This is a genomic window from Caproicibacterium amylolyticum (assembly GCF_014467055.1).
GTDB classification, from domain to species: Bacteria; Bacillota; Clostridia; order Oscillospirales; family Acutalibacteraceae; genus Caproicibacterium; species Caproicibacterium amylolyticum.
The window spans coordinates 1,436,237-1,455,671 of sequence record NZ_CP060696.1; the positions used below are offsets into that span (position 1 = coordinate 1,436,237).

The 19,435-nt window shown below is 47.1% G+C and carries 16 protein-coding genes; 2 read left to right on the forward strand and 14 right to left on the reverse strand.

Features of this window, described 5'->3' with window-relative positions; translation table 11 throughout:
• Position 1 precedes the first annotated feature (1 nt).
• Together uvrB and H6X83_RS06905 are read right to left on the reverse strand one after the other, a co-directional pair.
• Positions 2-1,966: an excinuclease ABC subunit UvrB gene (gene uvrB / locus H6X83_RS06900; RefSeq protein WP_212508383.1), complete on the reverse strand. Its 1,965-nt coding sequence runs from the start codon at positions 1,964-1,966 to the stop codon at positions 2-4.
• A gap of 3 nt (positions 1,967-1,969) precedes the next feature.
• Positions 1,970-2,728, reverse strand: a complete 759-nt coding sequence (locus H6X83_RS06905; RefSeq protein ID WP_212508384.1) for a JAB domain-containing protein — start codon at positions 2,726-2,728, stop codon at positions 1,970-1,972.
• A 208-nt stretch (positions 2,729-2,936) separates the two neighbouring features.
• On the opposite strand from H6X83_RS06905, the gene H6X83_RS06910 reads away from it, so the two are divergent.
• The gene (locus H6X83_RS06910) at positions 2,937-3,896 is read left to right on the forward strand and encodes an RluA family pseudouridine synthase (RefSeq protein ID WP_212508385.1); all 960 of its coding nucleotides are present in this window, start codon (positions 2,937-2,939) and stop codon (positions 3,894-3,896) included.
• Between the two features lie 10 nt (positions 3,897-3,906).
• The gene (locus tag H6X83_RS06915; RefSeq protein WP_212508386.1) at positions 3,907-5,358 is read left to right on the forward strand and encodes a J domain-containing protein; all 1,452 of its coding nucleotides are present in this window, start codon (positions 3,907-3,909) and stop codon (positions 5,356-5,358) included.
• Positions 5,359-5,416: 58 nt separating this feature from the next.
• On the opposite strand, the gene hisE is transcribed toward H6X83_RS06915, so the two are convergent.
• The 12 genes from hisE to H6X83_RS06975 all read right to left on the reverse strand — a co-directional run bounded on the left by hisE (position 5,417) and on the right by H6X83_RS06975 (position 19,428).
• On the reverse strand, positions 5,417-5,743 hold the full coding sequence (hisE, locus tag H6X83_RS06920) for a phosphoribosyl-ATP diphosphatase (protein ID WP_212508387.1): 327 nt from the start codon (positions 5,741-5,743) through the stop codon (positions 5,417-5,419).
• Positions 5,736-6,089 (reverse strand): phosphoribosyl-AMP cyclohydrolase, encoded by a 354-nt coding sequence (gene hisI / locus H6X83_RS06925; protein WP_212508388.1) that lies wholly within the window; start codon positions 6,087-6,089, stop codon positions 5,736-5,738. The genes hisE and hisI overlap by 8 nt, the downstream gene beginning before the upstream one ends.
• A complete protein-coding gene (gene hisA, locus H6X83_RS06930) occupies positions 6,079-6,807 on the reverse strand; it encodes a 1-(5-phosphoribosyl)-5-[(5-phosphoribosylamino)methylideneamino]imidazole-4-carboxamide isomerase (RefSeq protein WP_212508389.1) in 729 nt (242 codons plus the stop codon). The genes hisI and hisA overlap by 11 nt, the downstream gene beginning before the upstream one ends.
• Positions 6,808-6,843: 36 nt before the next feature.
• Entirely contained in the window at positions 6,844-7,416 is a 573-nt protein-coding gene (hisB, locus tag H6X83_RS06935) for an imidazoleglycerol-phosphate dehydratase HisB (protein WP_212508390.1), read from the reverse strand.
• Positions 7,416-8,483 carry a pyridoxal phosphate-dependent aminotransferase gene (locus H6X83_RS06940; RefSeq protein WP_212508391.1) on the reverse strand — a complete coding sequence of 356 codons (1,068 nt, stop codon included), beginning with the start codon at positions 8,481-8,483 and terminating at the stop codon, positions 7,416-7,418. The genes hisB and H6X83_RS06940 overlap by 1 nt, the downstream gene beginning before the upstream one ends.
• A gap of 1 nt (position 8,484) precedes the next feature.
• Positions 8,485-9,768, reverse strand: coding sequence for a histidinol dehydrogenase (gene hisD / locus H6X83_RS06945; protein ID WP_212508392.1), 1,284 nt, complete (start codon positions 9,766-9,768; stop codon positions 8,485-8,487).
• On the reverse strand, positions 9,765-10,403 hold the full coding sequence (gene hisG / locus H6X83_RS06950; protein WP_212508393.1) for an ATP phosphoribosyltransferase: 639 nt from the start codon (positions 10,401-10,403) through the stop codon (positions 9,765-9,767). The genes hisD and hisG overlap by 4 nt, the downstream gene beginning before the upstream one ends.
• Positions 10,400-11,593 carry an ATP phosphoribosyltransferase regulatory subunit gene (gene hisZ / locus H6X83_RS06955; RefSeq protein WP_212508394.1) on the reverse strand — a complete coding sequence of 398 codons (1,194 nt, stop codon included), beginning with the start codon at positions 11,591-11,593 and terminating at the stop codon, positions 10,400-10,402. The genes hisG and hisZ overlap by 4 nt, the downstream gene beginning before the upstream one ends.
• A 93-nt stretch (positions 11,594-11,686) precedes the next feature.
• Positions 11,687-16,042 carry a PolC-type DNA polymerase III gene (locus tag H6X83_RS06960; protein WP_212508395.1) on the reverse strand — a complete coding sequence of 1,452 codons (4,356 nt, stop codon included), beginning with the start codon at positions 16,040-16,042 and terminating at the stop codon, positions 11,687-11,689.
• An 82-nt stretch (positions 16,043-16,124) separates the two neighbouring features.
• Positions 16,125-17,168, reverse strand: coding sequence for a flavodoxin-dependent (E)-4-hydroxy-3-methylbut-2-enyl-diphosphate synthase (ispG, locus tag H6X83_RS06965; protein WP_212508396.1), 1,044 nt, complete (start codon positions 17,166-17,168; stop codon positions 16,125-16,127).
• Positions 17,169-17,171: 3 nt separating this feature from the next.
• Positions 17,172-18,272 carry a M50 family metallopeptidase gene (locus H6X83_RS06970; RefSeq protein ID WP_343063146.1) on the reverse strand — a complete coding sequence of 367 codons (1,101 nt, stop codon included), beginning with the start codon at positions 18,270-18,272 and terminating at the stop codon, positions 17,172-17,174.
• Between the two features lie 13 nt (positions 18,273-18,285).
• Positions 18,286-19,428, reverse strand: coding sequence for a 1-deoxy-D-xylulose-5-phosphate reductoisomerase (locus tag H6X83_RS06975; protein ID WP_212508397.1), 1,143 nt, complete (start codon positions 19,426-19,428; stop codon positions 18,286-18,288).
• Positions 19,429-19,435: the final 7 nt, after the last annotated feature.

Here is a 19,435-nt window from a genome sequence, read left to right on the forward strand (position 1 = left end):
GTTATTTTCCTTTCTTCAGGTCCGCAATGCGGTCGCGCAGAGACGCGGCACGCTCAAATTCCAGCTGTTTTGCAGCAGCTTTCATTTCTTTTGTCAAGCGCTCAATTTCCTGCTCCCGTTCAATCGGAGACAATCGCTTTTTCTGTCTGCGGCCCTTTTTCTCCTCTTTATTAGAAGAAATCTCAAGGACCTCTGCGACTTTTTTCGTAATTGTTTTCGGCGTAATTCCATGTTCAGTATTATAGGTTTCCTGCAAACTGCGGCGGCGGTTGGTTTCACGAATAGCGGCTTCCATACTGGGTGTTACCGTATCCGCATACATAATGACATGTCCTTCCGCGTTTCGCGCTGCGCGGCCGATGGTCTGAATCAAACTTCGTTCGCTGCGCAGAAAACCTTCTTTATCAGCGTCCAGAATTGCTACTAAGCTGACTTCCGGAATGTCCAGACCCTCACGCAGCAAATTGATGCCGACCAGTACGTCAAATTCTCCAAGCCGCAGGTCGCGAATGATTTCCTGACGTTCCACTGTGTCAATGTCATGGTGCATATACCGCACACGAATGCCCATATTTTCCAAATATGAAGTTAAGTCTTCTGCCATCTTTTTAGTCAGAGTCGTTACCAGTACACGCTGCTTTTTCTCAGTGCGAAGATTGATTTCCGAAATCAGGTCATCTATCTGTCCGTCTGTTGGCCGTACGTCAATTTCGGGATCAAGCAGACCGGTTGGACGAATCACTTGCTCAACGACCTGCGCCGCCTTTTCCAATTCCATGTTTCCGGGTGTTGCGCTGACAAAAATGGCTTGATTAATGTGACTGTAAAACTCATCAAAATTGAGCGGACGGTTGTCATAAGCACTGGGCAGCCGGAAACCAAAGTCAATTAAATTTTTCTTGCGGGCGCGGTCACCGCCAAACATGCCGCCGACCTGTGGCAGAGTAACGTGAGATTCGTCCACAAACATTAAAAAATCATCAGGGAAATAATCCAGCAGCGTAAACGGCGCACTGCCTGCCGGTCGGCCGGACATTACCCGTGAATAGTTTTCAATGCCTTTGCAGAAGCCAATTTCCTGCAGCATCTCCATATCATACGTTGTTCGTTCCCGAATTCGCTGGGCTTCTATCAGCTTTCCGTGTTCTTCAAAGAATTTCACGCGTTCATTCATTTCCGCTTCGATATCAGAAAGAGCATGCTCCATTTTTTCGCGCGGAACAATGTAGTGTGAAGCAGGATAAATGGCAACATGTTTTAACTCCGCCTTTAATTCTCCCGTAACAGAATTCAGCTCGCTGATGCGGTCTATCTCGTCGCCGAAAAACTCCACCCGAATTACGGTATCGTTGGAGTAGGAAGGAAAAATTTCTACGACATCCCCGCGCGCACGGAACTTGTTTCGAGAAAGTTCAATATCATTGCGTTCATACTGCAGTTCCACCAGCTTTTTCAGCAGTTCGTCACGGTCCTTTTCCATGCCTGGACGCAGGGAAACTACCATGCTGCGGTAATCGATTGGGTCACCCAATGAGTAAATGCAGCTGACACTTGCCACTATGATAACATCTCGCCGTTCTGAGAGCGCAGAGGTTGCAGAGTGGCGCAGCTTATCAATTTCATCATTTACGGCGGAGTCTTTTTCAATGTAGGTATCTGTTTGTGCGATGTATGCTTCCGGCTGATAGTAATCATAGTAGCTTACAAAATATTCTACGGAATTATTCGGGAAGAATGCGCGGAATTCGGAGCACAGCTGTGCAGCCAGTGTTTTGTTGTGTGCCAGAACTAATGTAGGGCGGTTGACCTTTGCAATAACATTTGCCATAGTAAAAGTTTTGCCGGAACCGGTAACGCCCTTGAGCACTTGTTCTCTATCCCCAGCTTGTAAACCGTGAATCAGCTTGTCTATAGCCTGCGGCTGGTCACCCGTAGCAGTATAAGGGGAAACTAATTGGAAGTCCATGCTTTACTCCTGTTCTGTGCTTGGGTCGGCAACATTTCGTTCCGTATCAGATGCTGTACCCAGCCCGATTGCATAATCAAAATATTCACTTTGACTGAGTGAAAGATAATCATTCTGCGAAACAATAATATGATCAACCAACTGCACTTCCACACTGGCCAATGCGTCATAAATCAATTTTGTTGCATGCAGATCCTGCACAGAGGGCAGCAACTCCCCACTGGGATGATTGTGTGCCACAAAGGCAAAAGTTGCTTCATACTGTACAGCAGTCTGCACAATTTTGCGGATGTAAATATTAGCGGTGGTTGCTGTGCCTTCGTTTACGGTGTCGCAAAACAGAAGGCGGTGCCTTGCATCCAGAAGCATCAGCAGCACAAATTCATGTGTGCGTCCAACAAACCAGTTTTGCAGGTAATCAGCAGCGTCAGTTTCGCCGGCAATATAGGTCACCTTTTTTTGCAGGCTGATTTGATACCTGCGGTAAACAGATGGCAGTATTTTTAACAGGAAGGCAGTATTTTCTCCTATTCCTTTAACTTTTTGCAGTTCTTCTTCTGGCGCATCCAGTACACCGGCCAGCGAACCGAATCGCTGCAGCAAACGATGCGCCAACAGATTGGTATCCTGATATGGAATAGCATAAAACAACAGAAGTTCTAAAACTTCATGTTCCTCAAAACTGTCCAGACCATCCTTGCGGCACCGCGCACGCAGCCGTTCACGGTGACCATTATGCAGATTATCCCCTTTCGCCGCCATAGCGAATCTCCTTTTTGTCTTGCCATATTATGCTTCCTATTATACATGAAACGAAGTGCTTTGAAAAGCTTTTTTCGAAAGGATGTTCTTATATTGTGCACATTTTTTTCACAGAGCTGCTCTGAACTTCAATTTTTAGGCAAAATACTTTTTCTTTCTTATACTTTATGCTATAATAATAAAGATAATATTTTGAAGAGGTTACTACATGAAGACAGTTACCATCGAAAAAAATGACGCTGGTCAAAGGCTGGACAAATTTCTTACAAAGTCTTACCCTAATTTGCCGCAGTCAATGCTTTATAAAGCTATCCGAAAAAAAGACATTAAACTTGGCGGCAAGCGCTGTGAAATCAGCACCCGTCTGCAGGAAGGGGATGTCCTTTCCCTTTACCTGAAAGATGAGTTTCTGCAGCAGCAGCCTGAGCAGTTTGACTTTTTAAAGGCACCGGAAAAATTGAACATTTTATACGAGGATGATAATATCCTGTTGCTTGACAAGAAGCCAGGACTGATTGTTCACCCAGATGAACACTATCACTTCGATTCTCTGATTGCCCGCGTACAACATTACCTTTATACTAAAGGTGAGTACAGTCCACATGATGAGAACAGCTTTGCACCGGCTTTGGTCAACCGAATTGATCGAAACACAGGCGGCATTGTTATGGCAGCTAAAAACGCAGAGGCACTGCGCATCTTGAACCAGAAAGTTAAGGATCGTGAGCTTTGCAAGCTGTATCTCTGCCTTGTCGATGGGCACTTGAAATCCAGTGAAGGGATTCTTGAAGGGTACCTTGAAAAGAACGAGAAACAAAACCGTGTCTATATTCATTCTCATCCTGCGCCGGGAGCGCGAACCATCCGTACGAAATACCGTGTTTTACAGGAAAAAAAGAATGCTTCATTGGTCGAAGTAGATCTTTTAACTGGACGTACGCATCAGATACGCGCACATATGGCGAGCATTGGTCATCCACTCTTGGGAGATGGAAAATATGGCACTAATGCAATTAACAAAGCTTGCGGGCTAAAATATCAGGCACTGTATTCCTATAAACTGCGGTTTGATTTTACAACAGAATCCGGCATCCTTTCCTACTTGAATGGGAAAGAATTTGAAGCAAAGGAGATTTGGTTCCTGCCCATTTTTCAGCAGTGGCCCTAAATAAAGGCTTATGGAAAATTATTATGATTTGTTGGGTTTGCAGCCCGGATGCAGCAAAAGGCAGCTGAAAAAGGCATATCATGCGGCAATCCGGCGTTTGGAAACAGGCGACCTGATTGGTGAAGAACGTCTTGAGCAGGCCTACAGAAATATTAATGCTGACAGAAAACATCAAAAACTCGAGAAAAAGAAACATGGTTTTTGGAAAACCTCAAAAGAATCCCGTGCGCGTTTTACAGGGCCGCGCGGCAGTGAAGCTGCTATAAACGTTATTAAGCGGTTTGGATTTCGGGAATTGATATGTGCGCTAGGTGTAATTTTAATTTCTTGGGCATTTTATTTACTTTGTTCTTTCGTAACCCCGAATTTGTTCCCTGTCAGCCAATATCCGCTTCTTGCGAAAACTTTCAGCCAGCGACTAGTTGCTGCTGTTACACAGTTGACGCTATATGTAGTATTGGTTATTGCGTATATCTGTCATTCTCTGCGCCGGCGAACAAATGGACTGCGCAGGTTACGGCTTGGCTTCATTTTTGGCTGTGCCTTATTGATTGTAGCGTTTTTTGTTCCGCAAAACCAAATTGGAAACACAGTTTCTTTGCTAAGGGACATGAAGCCACTCAAGCAGAATACTTTTGCTGTTACAAATAATATCCTGCTTGAAGATGCTTTTTTACAGACTAAAAATTCATTTGGCAACCTGTATACTTATAAAGCTGGAAAATCTAATAAGGTATTCATCCCGGAAAGCCTTTTGGAAGATCCGGAGGGCACAGTCCATCAGGCTGTTGTAACATTTTTGCCGCATACACACGCTGCGGCAAAAGTGAATGTGCGTGCAATGGAAAATCATATGTTTGGCAGTATCGGTGACTGTTTCTTCTTGGATTTTCCTACAAATAAAAACATTAAAAGTATCTATTTGCGCCGCAGCGATGCTACTTTAGTTATAGAGCGTACGGACAGCATTGGTGTGGTAAAGGCAAAACTGAGTGAACTTGATTTAAAGGATAAAAACGGGCAGCCGGTACCATTTACAATTACGGCAGATAAAATGGCAGCTGCGATACTTCCTGATGACCGTTTATTAGTGAGTTTTACAGTGGAAGATGATGATGGGCACAATACTTGTGTAGCGGCAGTAATTGACCAGATAACCGGGGCAATTATGGGCCATTGGCGGTTAAAAGGTGAGTTTCCATTCAAACTGTTTTCCTGTGCGGACAAGTATTATTTATTCACGCAGTCGCTTGTGAAAACCTCGTTTGTTGATCGCGTGTACTATATGCAGATTTATGATCCTGCACAGAACAAGATTGTTCATACAGCTCCGGAAAGCTATTCCCTTGGTTCCGCGCCGCACATCGGTTCTTTTGACAGCAACTGCGTTTGGATTTCCAAGCATAGCAATGGTGAAGACCCAATCGGAAAGTTTACGGTGCCCAAAGATCTGATGAACTAAAAAAGCAGTTCCTGACAATGCAAGATACACCGCATTGTCAGGAACTGCTTTTTATAGTTCAACTGTTGTGGTTAACCTGATGGAACTGCTTTAGATTCCCGGTCTTTTCCGCGCGTTTGTCGAGTTCGGCTTTTACATCGTCTAAGGCGATATTTTCGTTTACCATCATGACCATCAGATGATAAAGTAAATCGGAGATTTCACCGACGGTTTCTTCTTTAACACCGTTTTTGGCAGCAATGATGGTTTCGCTGCATTCCTCCCCGACTTTTTTCAAAATTTTATCGAGTCCTTTTTCAAAAAGGTAGCAGGTGTAGGACCCCTCCTCTTCTGCATCTTTTCGACTAATAACAGTGTCATATAATTCCTGAAATGTATCATGCATTGTCAGTAACCTCCATAATTTTGTGAAAAAAGCAGCTGTGATGTCCTGTGTGGCAGGCTGCGCCGGTTTGAATGACTTTTACCAGCAGCGTATCATCATCACAGTCGCTGGTAATGGAAACGATTTTTTGCAAATGGCCGGAAGTAGCTCCTTTGTTCCACAGTTCCTGTCGGGAACGTGACCAGAACCAAGTATAACCTGTTTCCAGCGTTTTCTGCAGGGATTCCCGGTTCATATAAGCCAGCATTAAGACTTCATTGGTGCTGTATTCCTGTACAACTGCGGGAAGAAGTTCACTTTTCTGAAAATATGTGTTGTAATCAAATGTCTGCAAATCAGGCTTCATTTTGCCCTCCTGCGGCAGCAACCGCATCGGCAAGCTTTAGCGTACCGGAGTACAGGGATTTACCGCAGATAGCACCGTATAGCCCCAGCTTCCGCAGTGCAGTAATATCCTTTGCGTTGCGGATACCGCCGCTGGCAACGATATTGCAGGAAACCGCTCGGTTTAACTTGTCCAGCATTTCAAGATTGGGGCCGGAAAGCATGCCGTCCCGTGAAATATCCGTAAAAATAATGGTTTGTGCGCCAAGCTGCTCCATCTGTTTTGCAAACGCAATATAATCTACAGAAGACGTTTCCAACCAACCCTCTGCTGCCACAAATCCATCCCTTGCGTCAATTCCAATGACGATTTTATCTCCATAGGTGCGAATCGCTTCGGTTGTAAAATCGGGATTGTTCAGTGCGGCGGAACCAAGAATTACGCGGGCAATACCGCTGTTCAGGTAGTATTCAATTGTGTCCATGCGGCGGATGCCGCCGCCGATTTCCACTTTTAATCCGGTATTCTGCGCCACTTGAAATACCAAAGAAGCATTGACGGGATGAGCATCCTTTGCACCGTTCAAATCTACCATATGCAGCCATTTTGCCCCATCGGCTTCAAAGGACTGCGCAGCTTGCAATGCGTTTTCAGCGACTTTCTGTGCAGTTGCATAGTCACCGCGGCGTAGCCGGACGCATTCGCCGTCTTTCATATCAATAGCCGGAAAAATCAGCATATATTTTTCATCCTTTGCTGTGGTATGGAATCTGTTTTACAGAACACCTTTTGTAGAAAGGGTTCCATCACGCTTAGTAACGGCCTGCTGCAGAGCATGACCAAGGGATTTGAAAACAGCTTCAATTTCATGGTGTGCATTTGCCCCGTAAAGGACACTGGTGTGCAGTGTGATGCCGGAGTTGACAGCAAACGCGCGCAGAAATTCTTCGGTCATGCAGCTATCAAAGTCCCCAACGCGTTCCTGTTCAAATTCGCCGTGAAACACCAGATACGGTCTGCCGCTGACATCCAGGCTGGTAAAGGCAAGCGCTTCATCCATCGGAATGTAAAAAGAACCATAGCGGGCAATGCCACTTTTATCCCCCAATGCCTCGGCAAAAGCTTTGCCAAGTACAATCCCGGTATCTTCAACAGTGTGATGGCAATCTACAAACAAATCTCCTTCTGCATGCAGTTTCAGGCCAAATCCGCCGTGTACTGCAAACGCGGTAAGCATATGGTCAAAAAAGCCGATGCCGGTGGATACTTCTACAGAACCGCCGTCCAGGCAGAGTTCAACTGTAATATTTGTTTCTTTGGTTTTGCGGGTTTGTTTTGCTGTACACATCAGGTTTCCTCCTGAAAGAAATTTTCCAGTGCAGTTAAGTACGCAGTGTTTTCTTCTTTGCTGCCCGCCGTTACGCGCAGGAAACCAGGAAACTTCCGCACGGAAATGTTGCGTTCCATAAGATAGGCATGCAGCTCGGCAGCAGGCGGCAGGCGCAGAGTAACAAAATTAGTGCAGCTTTTGTAAAGTTGAAACGCATTTGGGTGGTGTTCAAGTACAGCACTCATGCCAGCCTGCAGTTCATCCCGCGCACTTTTGATTGCTTCTGTGTTCGATTTTAAAGTGTCCTGTTCGCGCAAAGCCAACGCACCGATACGCTGAGTGAGTGTGTTGACATTGTAAGGCGATTTGGCGGAGTGGAAAACGCCGGTCAGCTTTTCGTTTGCAACAGCAAAGCCAAGCCGGATTGCTGCCAAACCCATTTTAGAGCAGGTTTTTAAAATCATCAAATTGTCGTATTGCGATTCTTCACCCAATACAGACTGTGATGCATGCCAAAAGTCCATATAAGCTTCGTCAACTACAACCAATGCGTTCACATTTTGTACTACCTGCAGTACTTGTTCTTTGGTAAGTCCAAGCGAAGTTGGATTGCAGGGGTTACTGAAAAGAAGCATTCGTGCATTGGTTTCTTTTACTTTTTGAATCAATTCTTCCGGTGTTACAGTGAAGCCGTCTCCCTTGCAAACCTCAACACAGTTGGTTTCAGCAAGCTTTGGGTAGAAAGTATACATGGAAAAGTCAGGCGCGGTTGTAACGACGGTTTCCCCTTTCATCAAAAAGTTGGAAACCAGAATGCTGATTAACTCATCAGACCCATTCCCCGCTGTAACATGTGCTGCATCCACATGATAATAATCCGCGAATGCCTCGCACAATTCACCGGCATATGGGTCAGGGTAACGGTTAAAAGAAGTTTGCAGCACAGATTCAGAAGCCTTTTGCAGCAATGCCTGCGGCAGATTCAAGAAAGATTCATTTGCATCCAGATGTATGATTCCGGCAGTTTCTTCTACCGGAATATATGGCTCCAGTCTGCTCAGTTTTTCATTCAGTTGATAGGCCATATTATTTCCTCACTTTAATGCTGTTGGCGTGTGCAGTCAGACCCTCTGTTTGAGCGAGTTTCATGATGTCATCGCTGACCGGTGCCAGTGCTTCTTTTGTGTAATAAATAAAGCTGGATTTTTTGACAAAGCTGTCAACGGAAAGCGGTGAGAAAAAGCGTGCAGTACCGCTGGTGGGAAGCACATGGTTCGGGCCGGCGAAGTAGTCACCCAGCGGTTCCGGCGAATAATTGCCGAGGAAAACACTGCCAGCATTGTCGATTTTGCCGATATACTCCATTGGATTCTTTGCGCACAGTTCCAAATGTTCCGGTGCAAGGTCGTTAGCAAATTCCACAGCTTCATCCATGCTGCTGCAGAGAATGACCGCGCCGAAATGATCCAGCGAATCCTCAATTATGTCTTTGCGAGAAAGTGTTTCAATCTGCTGGTACAACTCTTTTACGGTTTCATCCGCAATCTTTTCACTGGTAGTCAGCAGCACTGCAGAGGCCATGCGGTCATGTTCTGCCTGACTCATCAGGTCAGCTGCAAGGTAAGCGGGCTTCGCAGTTTCATCAGCAACAATTAAAATTTCGCTGGGGCCTGCCACCATATCGATATCTACTGTGCCGTACAGCTGGCGCTTAGCGGTTGCCACATAAATATTGCCGGGGCCAACAATTTTGTCAACTTTTGGGATGGCTTCAGTTCCATAAGCCAATGCAGCCACTGCCTGAGCGCCGCCAACCAGAAAAACACGGTCTACACCGGCGGTCAGTGCGGCGGCCATAATGTTGGGGTTCGGCTTGCCGCCTTTGCCGGGCGGCGTTACCATGATCAGTTCCTCTACGCCGGCAATTTTCGCAGGAATGGCATTCATCAGCACACTGCTGGGATATGCCGCCGTGCCGCCGGGTACATAAAGGCCGACGCGGTGCAAACCACGAATGCGCTGCCCCATCATAACGCCGTCTGCACGCGGCTGAAGCCAGCTCTGCTGTTTTTGGCGGGCGTGAAAATCTTCGATGTTTTTCGCGGCTTTTTGCAGTGCGGAAAGAAATGCGGGGTCACATTCTTTTACCAGTTGTTCCATTTGAGCATGGCTGACTTCTACAGTTTCTGGTATGGAGCCGTCAAATTTCAATGTATACTCACGAACTGCCGCATCACCATTTGCTTTGACATTTTCAAGGATCGCTGCAACAGTGGCGTCTACTTTTTTTCCGGCAGCTTCACTGCGAGAACGGAATTTTTGTACGAAATCGCGGGCAAAGTCACCGCCCTGCCTGACAACCTGAATCATTTCTGTTCCTCCTTTGCCTTTTCCATGCGGGACACCAAATCTTCAATTTCCGCTTTCCGAAGTTTTAGACTGGCAGAATTTGCAATAAGCCGCGCGGAAATGCGGCAAATTGTGTCAATAACCGCGAGTCCGTTTTCTTTCAGTGTTGTGCCTGTTTCCACAATATCAACGATTGCATCGGAAAGGCCCAGAAGCGGGGCAAGTTCCACACTTCCCTCTATCTTGATAATGCGGACATTCATTGCCTTCCCCTCAAAATAGCTGTGAGCTACATTGGGGTACTTGCTGGCAATGATTTTTGTATGATAGCCTGCAAAAAAATCTCGGTCAACTGGACCTGCCAATGCAAACCGGCACTTGCCAAAACCCAAATCGAGCAGTTCATAAAAACTGCCGCCAGCTTCCAAAATTGTGTCTTTGCCAACTACACCAAGGTCACATACACCATGGTTCACATAGGTAATTACATCGGCAGCTTTTGCCAGCACAACTTCAATGGAGCCGTCCCCCACCGGAAGAATCAGTTTGCGGCCTTTGTTGCGGACCGAGTCACAGTTAATTCCGATTTGATCAAGCAGTGCAACGGTATCCTGCTCCAGTCTGCCTTTTGTCAATGCAATGCGAAGCGGTTTCATAAAAGCACCTCCGTAATCTTTGCGCCGACAACGTCAAGTCTGCGTATGCCGATAGAGTGGGCATATGCTTCTGCTTCTGCCTGCGTTTCAGCAACACTGGTTTCGCAGCGCAGCCCCTGCTTCGTGAGCGCGCGTGCGTGGGAAAGTGCTTTAATAGAATAACCATTTTCGCTGTAAACAAGTATCTGAGCGGCTGGCGGTGCACTGAAATGACCGTGTGCCAGTGCTATACGGGTCAGTGCATCTACATTGATGCCAAAGCCGATAGCCGGCATAGGGCAGTTAAAGTGTGCCAACAGATTGTCATATCTGCCACCCATCAGAATCGAGTCGCCATAACCTTCTGTGTAGGCGGTAAAAATAATATCTGTATAGTAGTCGTTGCGCTGCACAAGTCCTAAGTCCACAATGACGCGATTACCTAATCCGAGGTCCTGAACAGCATGGTAAATTTTGTGTAAGTATGAGAGTGTCATTTTTGCTGTTTCGGTTGGGCAAACTTCCTGTGCCTGTTCAAACACTTCTTCCCCACCGAAAAGCCGCGGCAGGCGACGCATTCCGGCCACCGCGGCAGTCTGCGGAATGGCATCCAAAGTGGTATCCAGTGCGGCATAATTTTTCGTTTCGATTGCACTGCGGATGTCTTCCCTCTGTTCTTCTGTAATGGGAAGCTGACGTGCCAGTTCACGGAAGAAGCCCGCATGGCCAAGTTCCAGCCGGAAGTCCGGTGAGCAGGCAGAAAGTGCCTCAACTGCGGTTGTCAAAACCTCCAAGTCAGCACGAATGCCAGAGGCTCCCATCAGTTCGATGCCTGCCTGCGCGTTTTCATCCAGCCGACCGGCAAGGCCGGGATTGCTGCGGTAAACCGGCTGTGTATAAAACAACCGCAGCGGCAGCTGATGATTCTGCAGACGCGTGGCAACAAGGCGCGCAATCGGCATAGTGGAATCAGGCCGCATTACAAGTAAACGACCGCGGCGGTCTGACATCTTATACATTTCTTCCGGACTGATACCGGAGGATTCCGGGTCAAAAACATCATAAAACTCCAAACCGGAGGTCATGACTTCATTGTATCCGCGTGTACGAAATGCGGCAGTCAGTTTGTTTTCCACTGCGCGGCGGGCAAGACATTCCTCAAAGAGAAGGTCACGCGTACCCTCTGGCGTAATCATGTTGTTCTTTTTCATTCAGCCCTCAATCCTTACTTTACTTGCTTTAGCATGCTAATATAATACCATGTTAAATCTTTGCTGTCAACAAGAATTTCATTGTGATGATACTCAGCCGAAAAGGGTCATTTGGCTGCTTTGCGGCAGGCCGTTCAAAGCGCCGGCTTCCTGCAGATTTTCAATCACAGATTTGCTTACTTTACTGCGTGCCTGCAGGTCATCAATCGAAATATACGCGCCGCCGTCTTTTGCTGCTGCCAGCGCGTTTGCCGCCGATTCCCCAACGCCGCTGATAGAAGCGAACGGTAGGCGGATCTGACCGTCTTCCACCAGATACTTTCGCGCGTCGGATTTGTACAAATCAATGGGCAGAACACCTATGCCGCGTGCCAGCATTTCATTGACAATTTGAAGTGTGCCAAATGCGGCTTCTTCCTTGGCACTCGCCTCCTTGCCTTTCTGCTGAATTTCATGCATACGCTGGCGCACCGCGGAGCGCCCCTTTACAACGGTTGCACCGTCAAAATCTTCGCCGCGAACCGTAAAGTAAGCAGCGTAATACTCTACGGGTTTGTGTACTTTGTACCAGCCCAGCCGCAGGGCGGCAATCATGTAAGCCGCCGCATGTGCTTTCGGGAACATATATTTAATTTTGAAGCAGGAATTAATGTACCACTGCGGCACATTATGTTCTTTCATAGCATTGATATGGTCATCTGTCAGCAATTTTGTTGCTTTGCCTTTTCGGGTAATCTCCATGATTTTAAATGCCATCTTCGGTTCCAAACCTTTTTGCAGCAGATAAGTCATAATGGAATCTCGTGTTCCGATTACTTCAGAAATGGTGCAGGTACCGTCCTTAATCAAATCCTGCGCATTGCCCAGCCACACATCTGTACCATGAGACAAGCCGGAAACCTGTAAAAGGTCGGTAAACGTTTTTGGCTGTGAATCCATCAGCATCTGGCGCACAAACGGTGTGCCAAGCTCCGGCATGGAAAAAGTGCCGGTCTGGCAGTCGATATCTTCTTCAGCGATACCGAGTGCGGCAGGAGAATGGAACAGGCTCATTACTTTCGGGTCACTCATGGAAACGGACATTACCGGAATGCCGGTGTATTCTTCCAGATAGCGGTAAATGGTCGGCACATCATGTCCTAGTTCGTCCAATTTACAGATCGTATCATGGATAGAATGGAAATCAAAATGTGTGGTAACATTGTCGTTTTTCTGGTCATTTGCCGGATGCTGCACTGGACAGAAATCATAGATTTCAAAGCCGCGCGGTACAACAACCATGCCGCCTGGGTGCTGGCCGGTAGTACGCTTAATGCCGGTGCAGCCCTGTGCTAAACGCAGTTCTTCGGCATTGTTCAGCGTAACAGAATTAAGTTCCTGATATTTTTTTACATAGCCGTAAGCGGTTTTGTCCGCCACTGTTGCAATGGTGCCTGCCTTGAACACGTGGTCTTTACCAAACAGGGTTTCTGTGTAGCGGTGCGCTCCGGACTGATATTCGCCGGAGAAGTTCAGGTCGATATCCGGCGTTTTATCGCCATCAAAGCCGAGAAAAGTTTCAAACGGAATATTGTGGCCGTCCTGCCGCAGAGGCGAACCACATACCGGGCAGGTTTTTGGCGGCAGGTCAAAGCCGGAACCATAGCTGCCGTCTGTAATGAATTCGCTGTACTTACAGTAAGGGCAGATATAGTGCGGCGCCAGCGGGTTTACTTCAGAAATACCGGACATACTGGCAACAAAGGAGGAGCCGACGGAACCACGCGAGCCAACCAGATAGCCATGGGCTTCGCTGTCGGCAACTAGCTTCTGTGCGGTCATATACAGCACAGAGAAACCGTGCTTGTTAATGGAACCCAGCTCACGGTCGAGACGCGCTTTCACAATTTCAGGCAGCGGTTCACCGTAAATCTGCTTTGCACGCTTCCAGCAAATGTCATTCAGTTGCTGCTCCGCACCATCAATGAACGGCGGAAAAACACCGCTCGGAATCGGCTGAATTTCTTCACACATATCGGCAATCAGATTCGTGTTCTTAACAACCACTTCATAAGCAAGTTCTTTGCCAAGATAAGCGAATTCTTTCAGCATTTCCGCGGTGGTGCGCAGGTAAAGCGGCGCCTGCTCCTCACTGGAATCAAAACCCTGCGCTGTCTGCAGGATTTTTCGGTAATCCGCATCCTTCGGGTCAAGAAAATGCACGTCACAGGTGGCAACTACCGGTTTGTGCAGTGCCTTTGCCAACTTAATAATGGTTTTATTGAACTCTTGCAGTTTTTCTACATTTGGCACGGAGCCGTTTCGAACCATGAACATATTGTTGCCGTTCGGCTGTATTTCAAGATAATCGTAAAAATCTGCAATTTCCAGAAGCTGATTCCAAGGTTTTCCGGCGAAAATAGCACGGTACAGTTCGCCCGCTTCGCAGGCGCTGCCAATCAGCAGTCCCTCTCGGTATTTTACCAGCTCGCTTTTGGGTATACGCGGGTTGCGGTAGTAATACTGCAGATGCGCCATGGAAATCAGCTTGTACAGATTTTTCAGGCCAGTCTGATTCTTTACCAGAATAATCTGATGGTATGAGCGAATCTTTTTCGCACTGCCCTTATTGTGGTAGGCTGCTAAACTGGTGTTAATTTCTTTAACCGTTTTTGCTTTGGTATCTTCTTTCAAGCGCTGCAGCAGCGTAATAAAAATCTGCCCCAGCATTGCCGCATCGTCGCAGGCACGGTGGTGGTTAAAGTTACCAAGATTCAGATACTTTGCGACGGTGTCTAGTTTATAGTTTTTAATGTCCACCAGCATAGCACGGCACATGGGAATCGAATCAATATAAACATATGGGAAATCCATATTATGACGTTCCGCTGAAACTCGAAGAAAGGAAGTATCAAAATCCGCGTTGTGTGCGACCAGCACCGCGTCTTTACCACAAAAATCATAGAACTGCTGGATGGCTGCGTCTTCGCTGGGTGCACCGGAAACCATTTCATCTGTAATTCCGGTCAGCTGTGTGATCTTTGGTGGAATCGGCCGCTCCGGATCAACAAATGTGTCGAAGCTTTCCACAATTTCGCCGTTGCGGATGCGCACAGCACCAATTTCCGTAATACGCTCTTGGTTGGGAGAAAGTCCGGTTGTTTCAAGGTCAAATGAAATAAATTCGCCGTCAAGTTCCCGCTCACTCTCCCCTGTTACTGCGGGAACAAGGTCATTTACAAAGTAGGCTTCTGTACCGTAAATTACTTTGATGTGTTTACCAGCTTTTTTCAAAGCAGCAGCGGTATTCATCGCTTCCGGGAAAGCCTGTGCAACACCGTGGTCAGTAATCGCAACGGCGGGATGCCCCCACTCTGCTGCACGGGTGATTAAGTCGGAAGCGGAATTGACAGCATCCATCTGTGACATATTGGTATGCAGATGCAGCTCTACTCGTTTTGCAGGTGCTTTGTCCTCCACCTGCACCTGTTTGACGGTACCAATTCCGCGCGGCCGCATAACAATTTCATGGTCATATTTATCATACTCAACGTCTCCGCGCACAATCACTGACATTCCGTTGTGCAGCGTATCCAGAGTTTTGCAGTCCTGGACGCTTTCAAATACTTTCAGCGTAATAGAACTGGTGTAGTCCGTAATAGCAATAGAAAAGATTTTATGCTGTTTGTCCCGGGTAAGGCGGGATTCAATAGAAAAAATTTCGCCCCAGACAGTTAAAGAACCAATATCCGGTGTAATGGTGCTGATAGGTGCAGGCTTCGCTTTCGGCAGCGTTTTATAAAGCGCACGGGCTGTGTCTGGCAGAATTGTTGGACGCAGGGTTTCTCCCTCACGTACTTCAATTACGCGTGGTTCAGTAGTGTGCGCCAAAGAATTTTCGTAATCTTCCTGCTGCGCAACAATTTCCTGCCGATATACTTTTTCTGTCTGGTGTGCCTGCATTTCTTTATAATGTTCGCCTTCGCCATCGACTTCCAGCCGCCCAGTAAATGTGACACGAATATTCATGCCGAATTCTTCACGAATCAACTGTGAAAGGATACGGTCAGCGTGGCGGGAATTCAGCAAATTTGCACCACCATGTTTCAGCTCGATTGTCAACGTATCATTTTCCAGAGCTGCGGTAGAACCAAGCAGGGTTCCATTAATTGTCGCCTCCCTGCGCTTTAATTCAACAACCAGTTCTGGATAATAGTCAATGCTGAAAAGATTGGAATCGTATTTCGGCAGAATCTGTGCACGTGAAAGATTCAGCTGCTTACAGGCGGAAATTCGTTTTTCTGCGTCATACAGTACTTTACGCATGACAATGCCGTCCAGTGCTACTTCCGCAGTAATTCCCCGTTCTTTTGCGTTGATATGCAGCTGCTTCAGTTCACCGGAAAGCAAGTGTTCCGGCAAATTGGAACAGTCAATGTATGTACCAAAGAAATTGCCAAAGGTGTTCATGAATGCCTCAGTTCTTTTTCGCTAGTTTTAATGTGCGGACAACGATACCCCGCCTGAAAATTTCCGGCAGGGTATCCTGTAATTACAATTTTTCGATTTCTTCCATCAAAGCAGCTACCAGCTGATTTTCGGGAACTTTGCGGATGATTTCTCCTTTTTTAAACAAAAGGCCGACTCTATCCCCTCCGGCTATACCGATATCCGCTTCCCGCGCTTCTCCGGGGCCGTTGACTGCACAGCCCATAACGGCAACCGTAATTTCTTTTGTACAGCCACGCAGCTTTTCTTCCACTTCTTGTGCAATCGAAATCAGGTCAATGCGTGTACGTCCGCAGGTTGGGCAGGAAACCAGCTTTGGGCCGGGCTTGCCCATATCCAATGCGTGCAGAATATCATAACCTGCATACACTTCCCGAACAGGGTCCGCAGTTAAAGACACACGAATCGTATCACCAATGCCTCGCTGCAGCAACGAACCGATTCCGACTGCAGACTTTATCAGTCCCATGCGCTCTGTTCCGGCTTCTGTAACACCCAGATGCAGTGGGTAAGAACATTTTTGCGCACAGAGTTCATAAGCTTTGATAGTTGTATCCACGCTGGAAGATTTGATGGAAATGACGATGTCAGTAAAGTCGTACTTTTCCAGCAGTGCAGCATGGCCAAGTGCACTTTCCACCAGTGCTTCTGGGGTGGGGCCGCCGCATTTTTGCAGCAGGTCTTTTTCCAGCGAACCGGAATTCACACCAATTCGGATTGGAATGTGTTTTTCTGTACATTTCTTAACCACCGCTTGAACACGGTCTTCCCCGCCAATATTGCCGGGGTTAATGCGGATTGCATCAATTCCGGCATCTGCCGCCGCAAGTGCTAAACGATAGTCAAAGTGAATGTCCGCCACAAGCGGAATGTTTACAGCGGAACGAATTGCAGGAATGAGTGCAACAGCATCCATATCCGGTATGGCAGCGCGGAGAATCTGGCAGCCAGCCTTTTCCAACTCGACTGCCTGCTCAACACTGCCGTTTATATCAGTTGAAGGCACGTTCAGCATAGACTGAACAGTGACAGGAGCGCCGCCTCCAACTGCTGTGCTGCCGACCATTACTTGCTTGCTGTTTCTCATTTTTTACCCTCCAATGCCGTGACCCGTGGTAATACGCATTACGTCGCTGACTGCTACAATCGCCATAAAAGCCAGCAGCAACGCAAAAAACGCTGATTCCACGATTGCCGCATACTTAGGATTCAGCGGTTTGCGGCGGATTGCTTCAATTAACAGAAACAGAATTTTTCCGCCGTCCAAAGCCGGAATCGGCAACAGATTTACAATACCGAGGTTTACTGTGATAATCATAATTACGTAAACAATATTATTGACCGCAGCCAAAAAGCTCTGCTGCAAGCCGGCGCTTGCAGACTGACTAATGACCTGCACCAGACCGACCGGCCCGGTCATATCGTTTAAGCCAAATCTGCCGGTTACCAGTCCTGCAAGGCTGGCCCAAACCTGCCGCACAACAGAAACAGTATCTGAAAAAGTTTTTTGCACCAGTGTTAATGGATTCTTTTGAATCGGCTGAACATAAAAGTCAAGCTGTGTGAGCTTTTTACCATTGGTACCAGTAACTGTTTTCAACTTTACATTATTGAATTCAACTGTTTTGCCATTCCGATTCACCTGAAAATTCACAGAATCCGGATTAGCCAGCGCCAACGCAAACGTAAGGTCTTTGTCTGTGTGAATTTTATAGCCGTTAATGTTTGTAAAACGGTCGCCGGCCTGTATGCCTGCACTCTGCAGCGCAGAATTGCTGCTGAATTTGCTGATTGTAGTAGAAGTAAAAGCAGTTTCCTGCCCCAGCAAAATTGCCATTAAAACCAGCCCAAGCACAATATTCATGGTGGCACCCATCACTAACACCAAAAAACGCTGCCATTTTGGTTTGTTGCAAAAAGCGCGCGGGTCAGTACAAGGCTTTCCATCTTCATCTTGTCCATCTTCGCCTGGCATGGAGCAAAATCCACCAATCGGCAACAGGCGGATAGAATAATCCGTTTCCCCCTTATGAAAGTGGGCAAGCCTTGGCCCCATGCCGATGGAAAACTCATCTACACGGATGCCGCAGGCTTTCGCAGTAAAAAAGTGCCCGGCTTCATGGATAATGATGCTCAGGCAGAATAAAAGGACCCCGATGATGATCAGAAAAATAATTTCGACTGCTCTGATGGTAAATCACTCCTTACACATGGGTCAGTACATAGTTGCGTGCAGCAGCATCTGCGTGCAGCACAGCGTCCAATGTCAGTAGTGGAACATCAGGCTGCGCGTCCATTGCCGCACATACCAAATCTCCAATTTGCAGGAAAGAAATCTTTTTTTGTAAAAAGAGCTGAACGGCCGCTTCATTTGCACCATTTACAGCAGCAGGAGCAACGCCGCCCCGCTCCATCGCTTTCAGGCAGGCTGCAAAGCAGGTAAATGTCTGTTTGTCCAGTTCATAAAACGTAAGATGTGCTGTTTTCAGCAGGTCGAGTTCCTGAACAGGGCCTTTTACACGTTCCGGATAAGTCAGCGCATACTGAATTGGGAGCCGCATATCTGCAGTGCCAAGCTGAGCCAAGATAGCATTATCTGCAAACTCCACCATAGAATGAATAAGGCTTTCCCGATGTACTACAACTTGAATCTGCGAAAGCGGTACATGAAACAACCAGCCGGCTTCCATAACTTCCAGTCCTTTGTTCATCAAAGTAGCAGAGTCGATGGTGACTTTAGCACCCATGTTCCAGTTAGGATGCTTCAGCGCCTGCTCCGGTTCAATATCCGCAAGCTCTGCCCTGCTTTTCCTAAAAAATGGGCCGCCGGAAGCGGTCAGAATAATTTTTTTCAATGACTTGCTAGGTGTGCCCTGCAAGCACTGAAAAATGGCGCTGTGTTCACTGTCAACTGGTACCAGATGTCCTTTATGATTTTGCAGCGCGTCCATAACCAGTGCACCGCCTGCAACAAGTGTTTCTTTATTTGCAAGCGCAATGTCTTTATTTGCTTCAATGGCAGCGAGAGTTGGCCGAAGTCCGACCATGCCGACTACCGCGTTTAAAATAACATCTGCATCGGGAATGCAGGCCGCCGTGCATAAACCGTCCATCCCGCAAAGCACTTTCGTATCGGTATCCGCAACTCGTTTTTTCAGTTCTACGGCAGCGGCTTCTTTGTACGCAACTGCAATTTGCGGATGAAATTCACGAATTTGCTTTTCAAGCAGTTCAATATTACTATGTGCGGCCAATGCACAAACATGCAGACCTAAACTGCGGACAACTTCAAGCGTCTGCGTTCCTATCGAACCGGTGGAACCTAAAAGAGAAATGCATTTTTTCATTATTAGC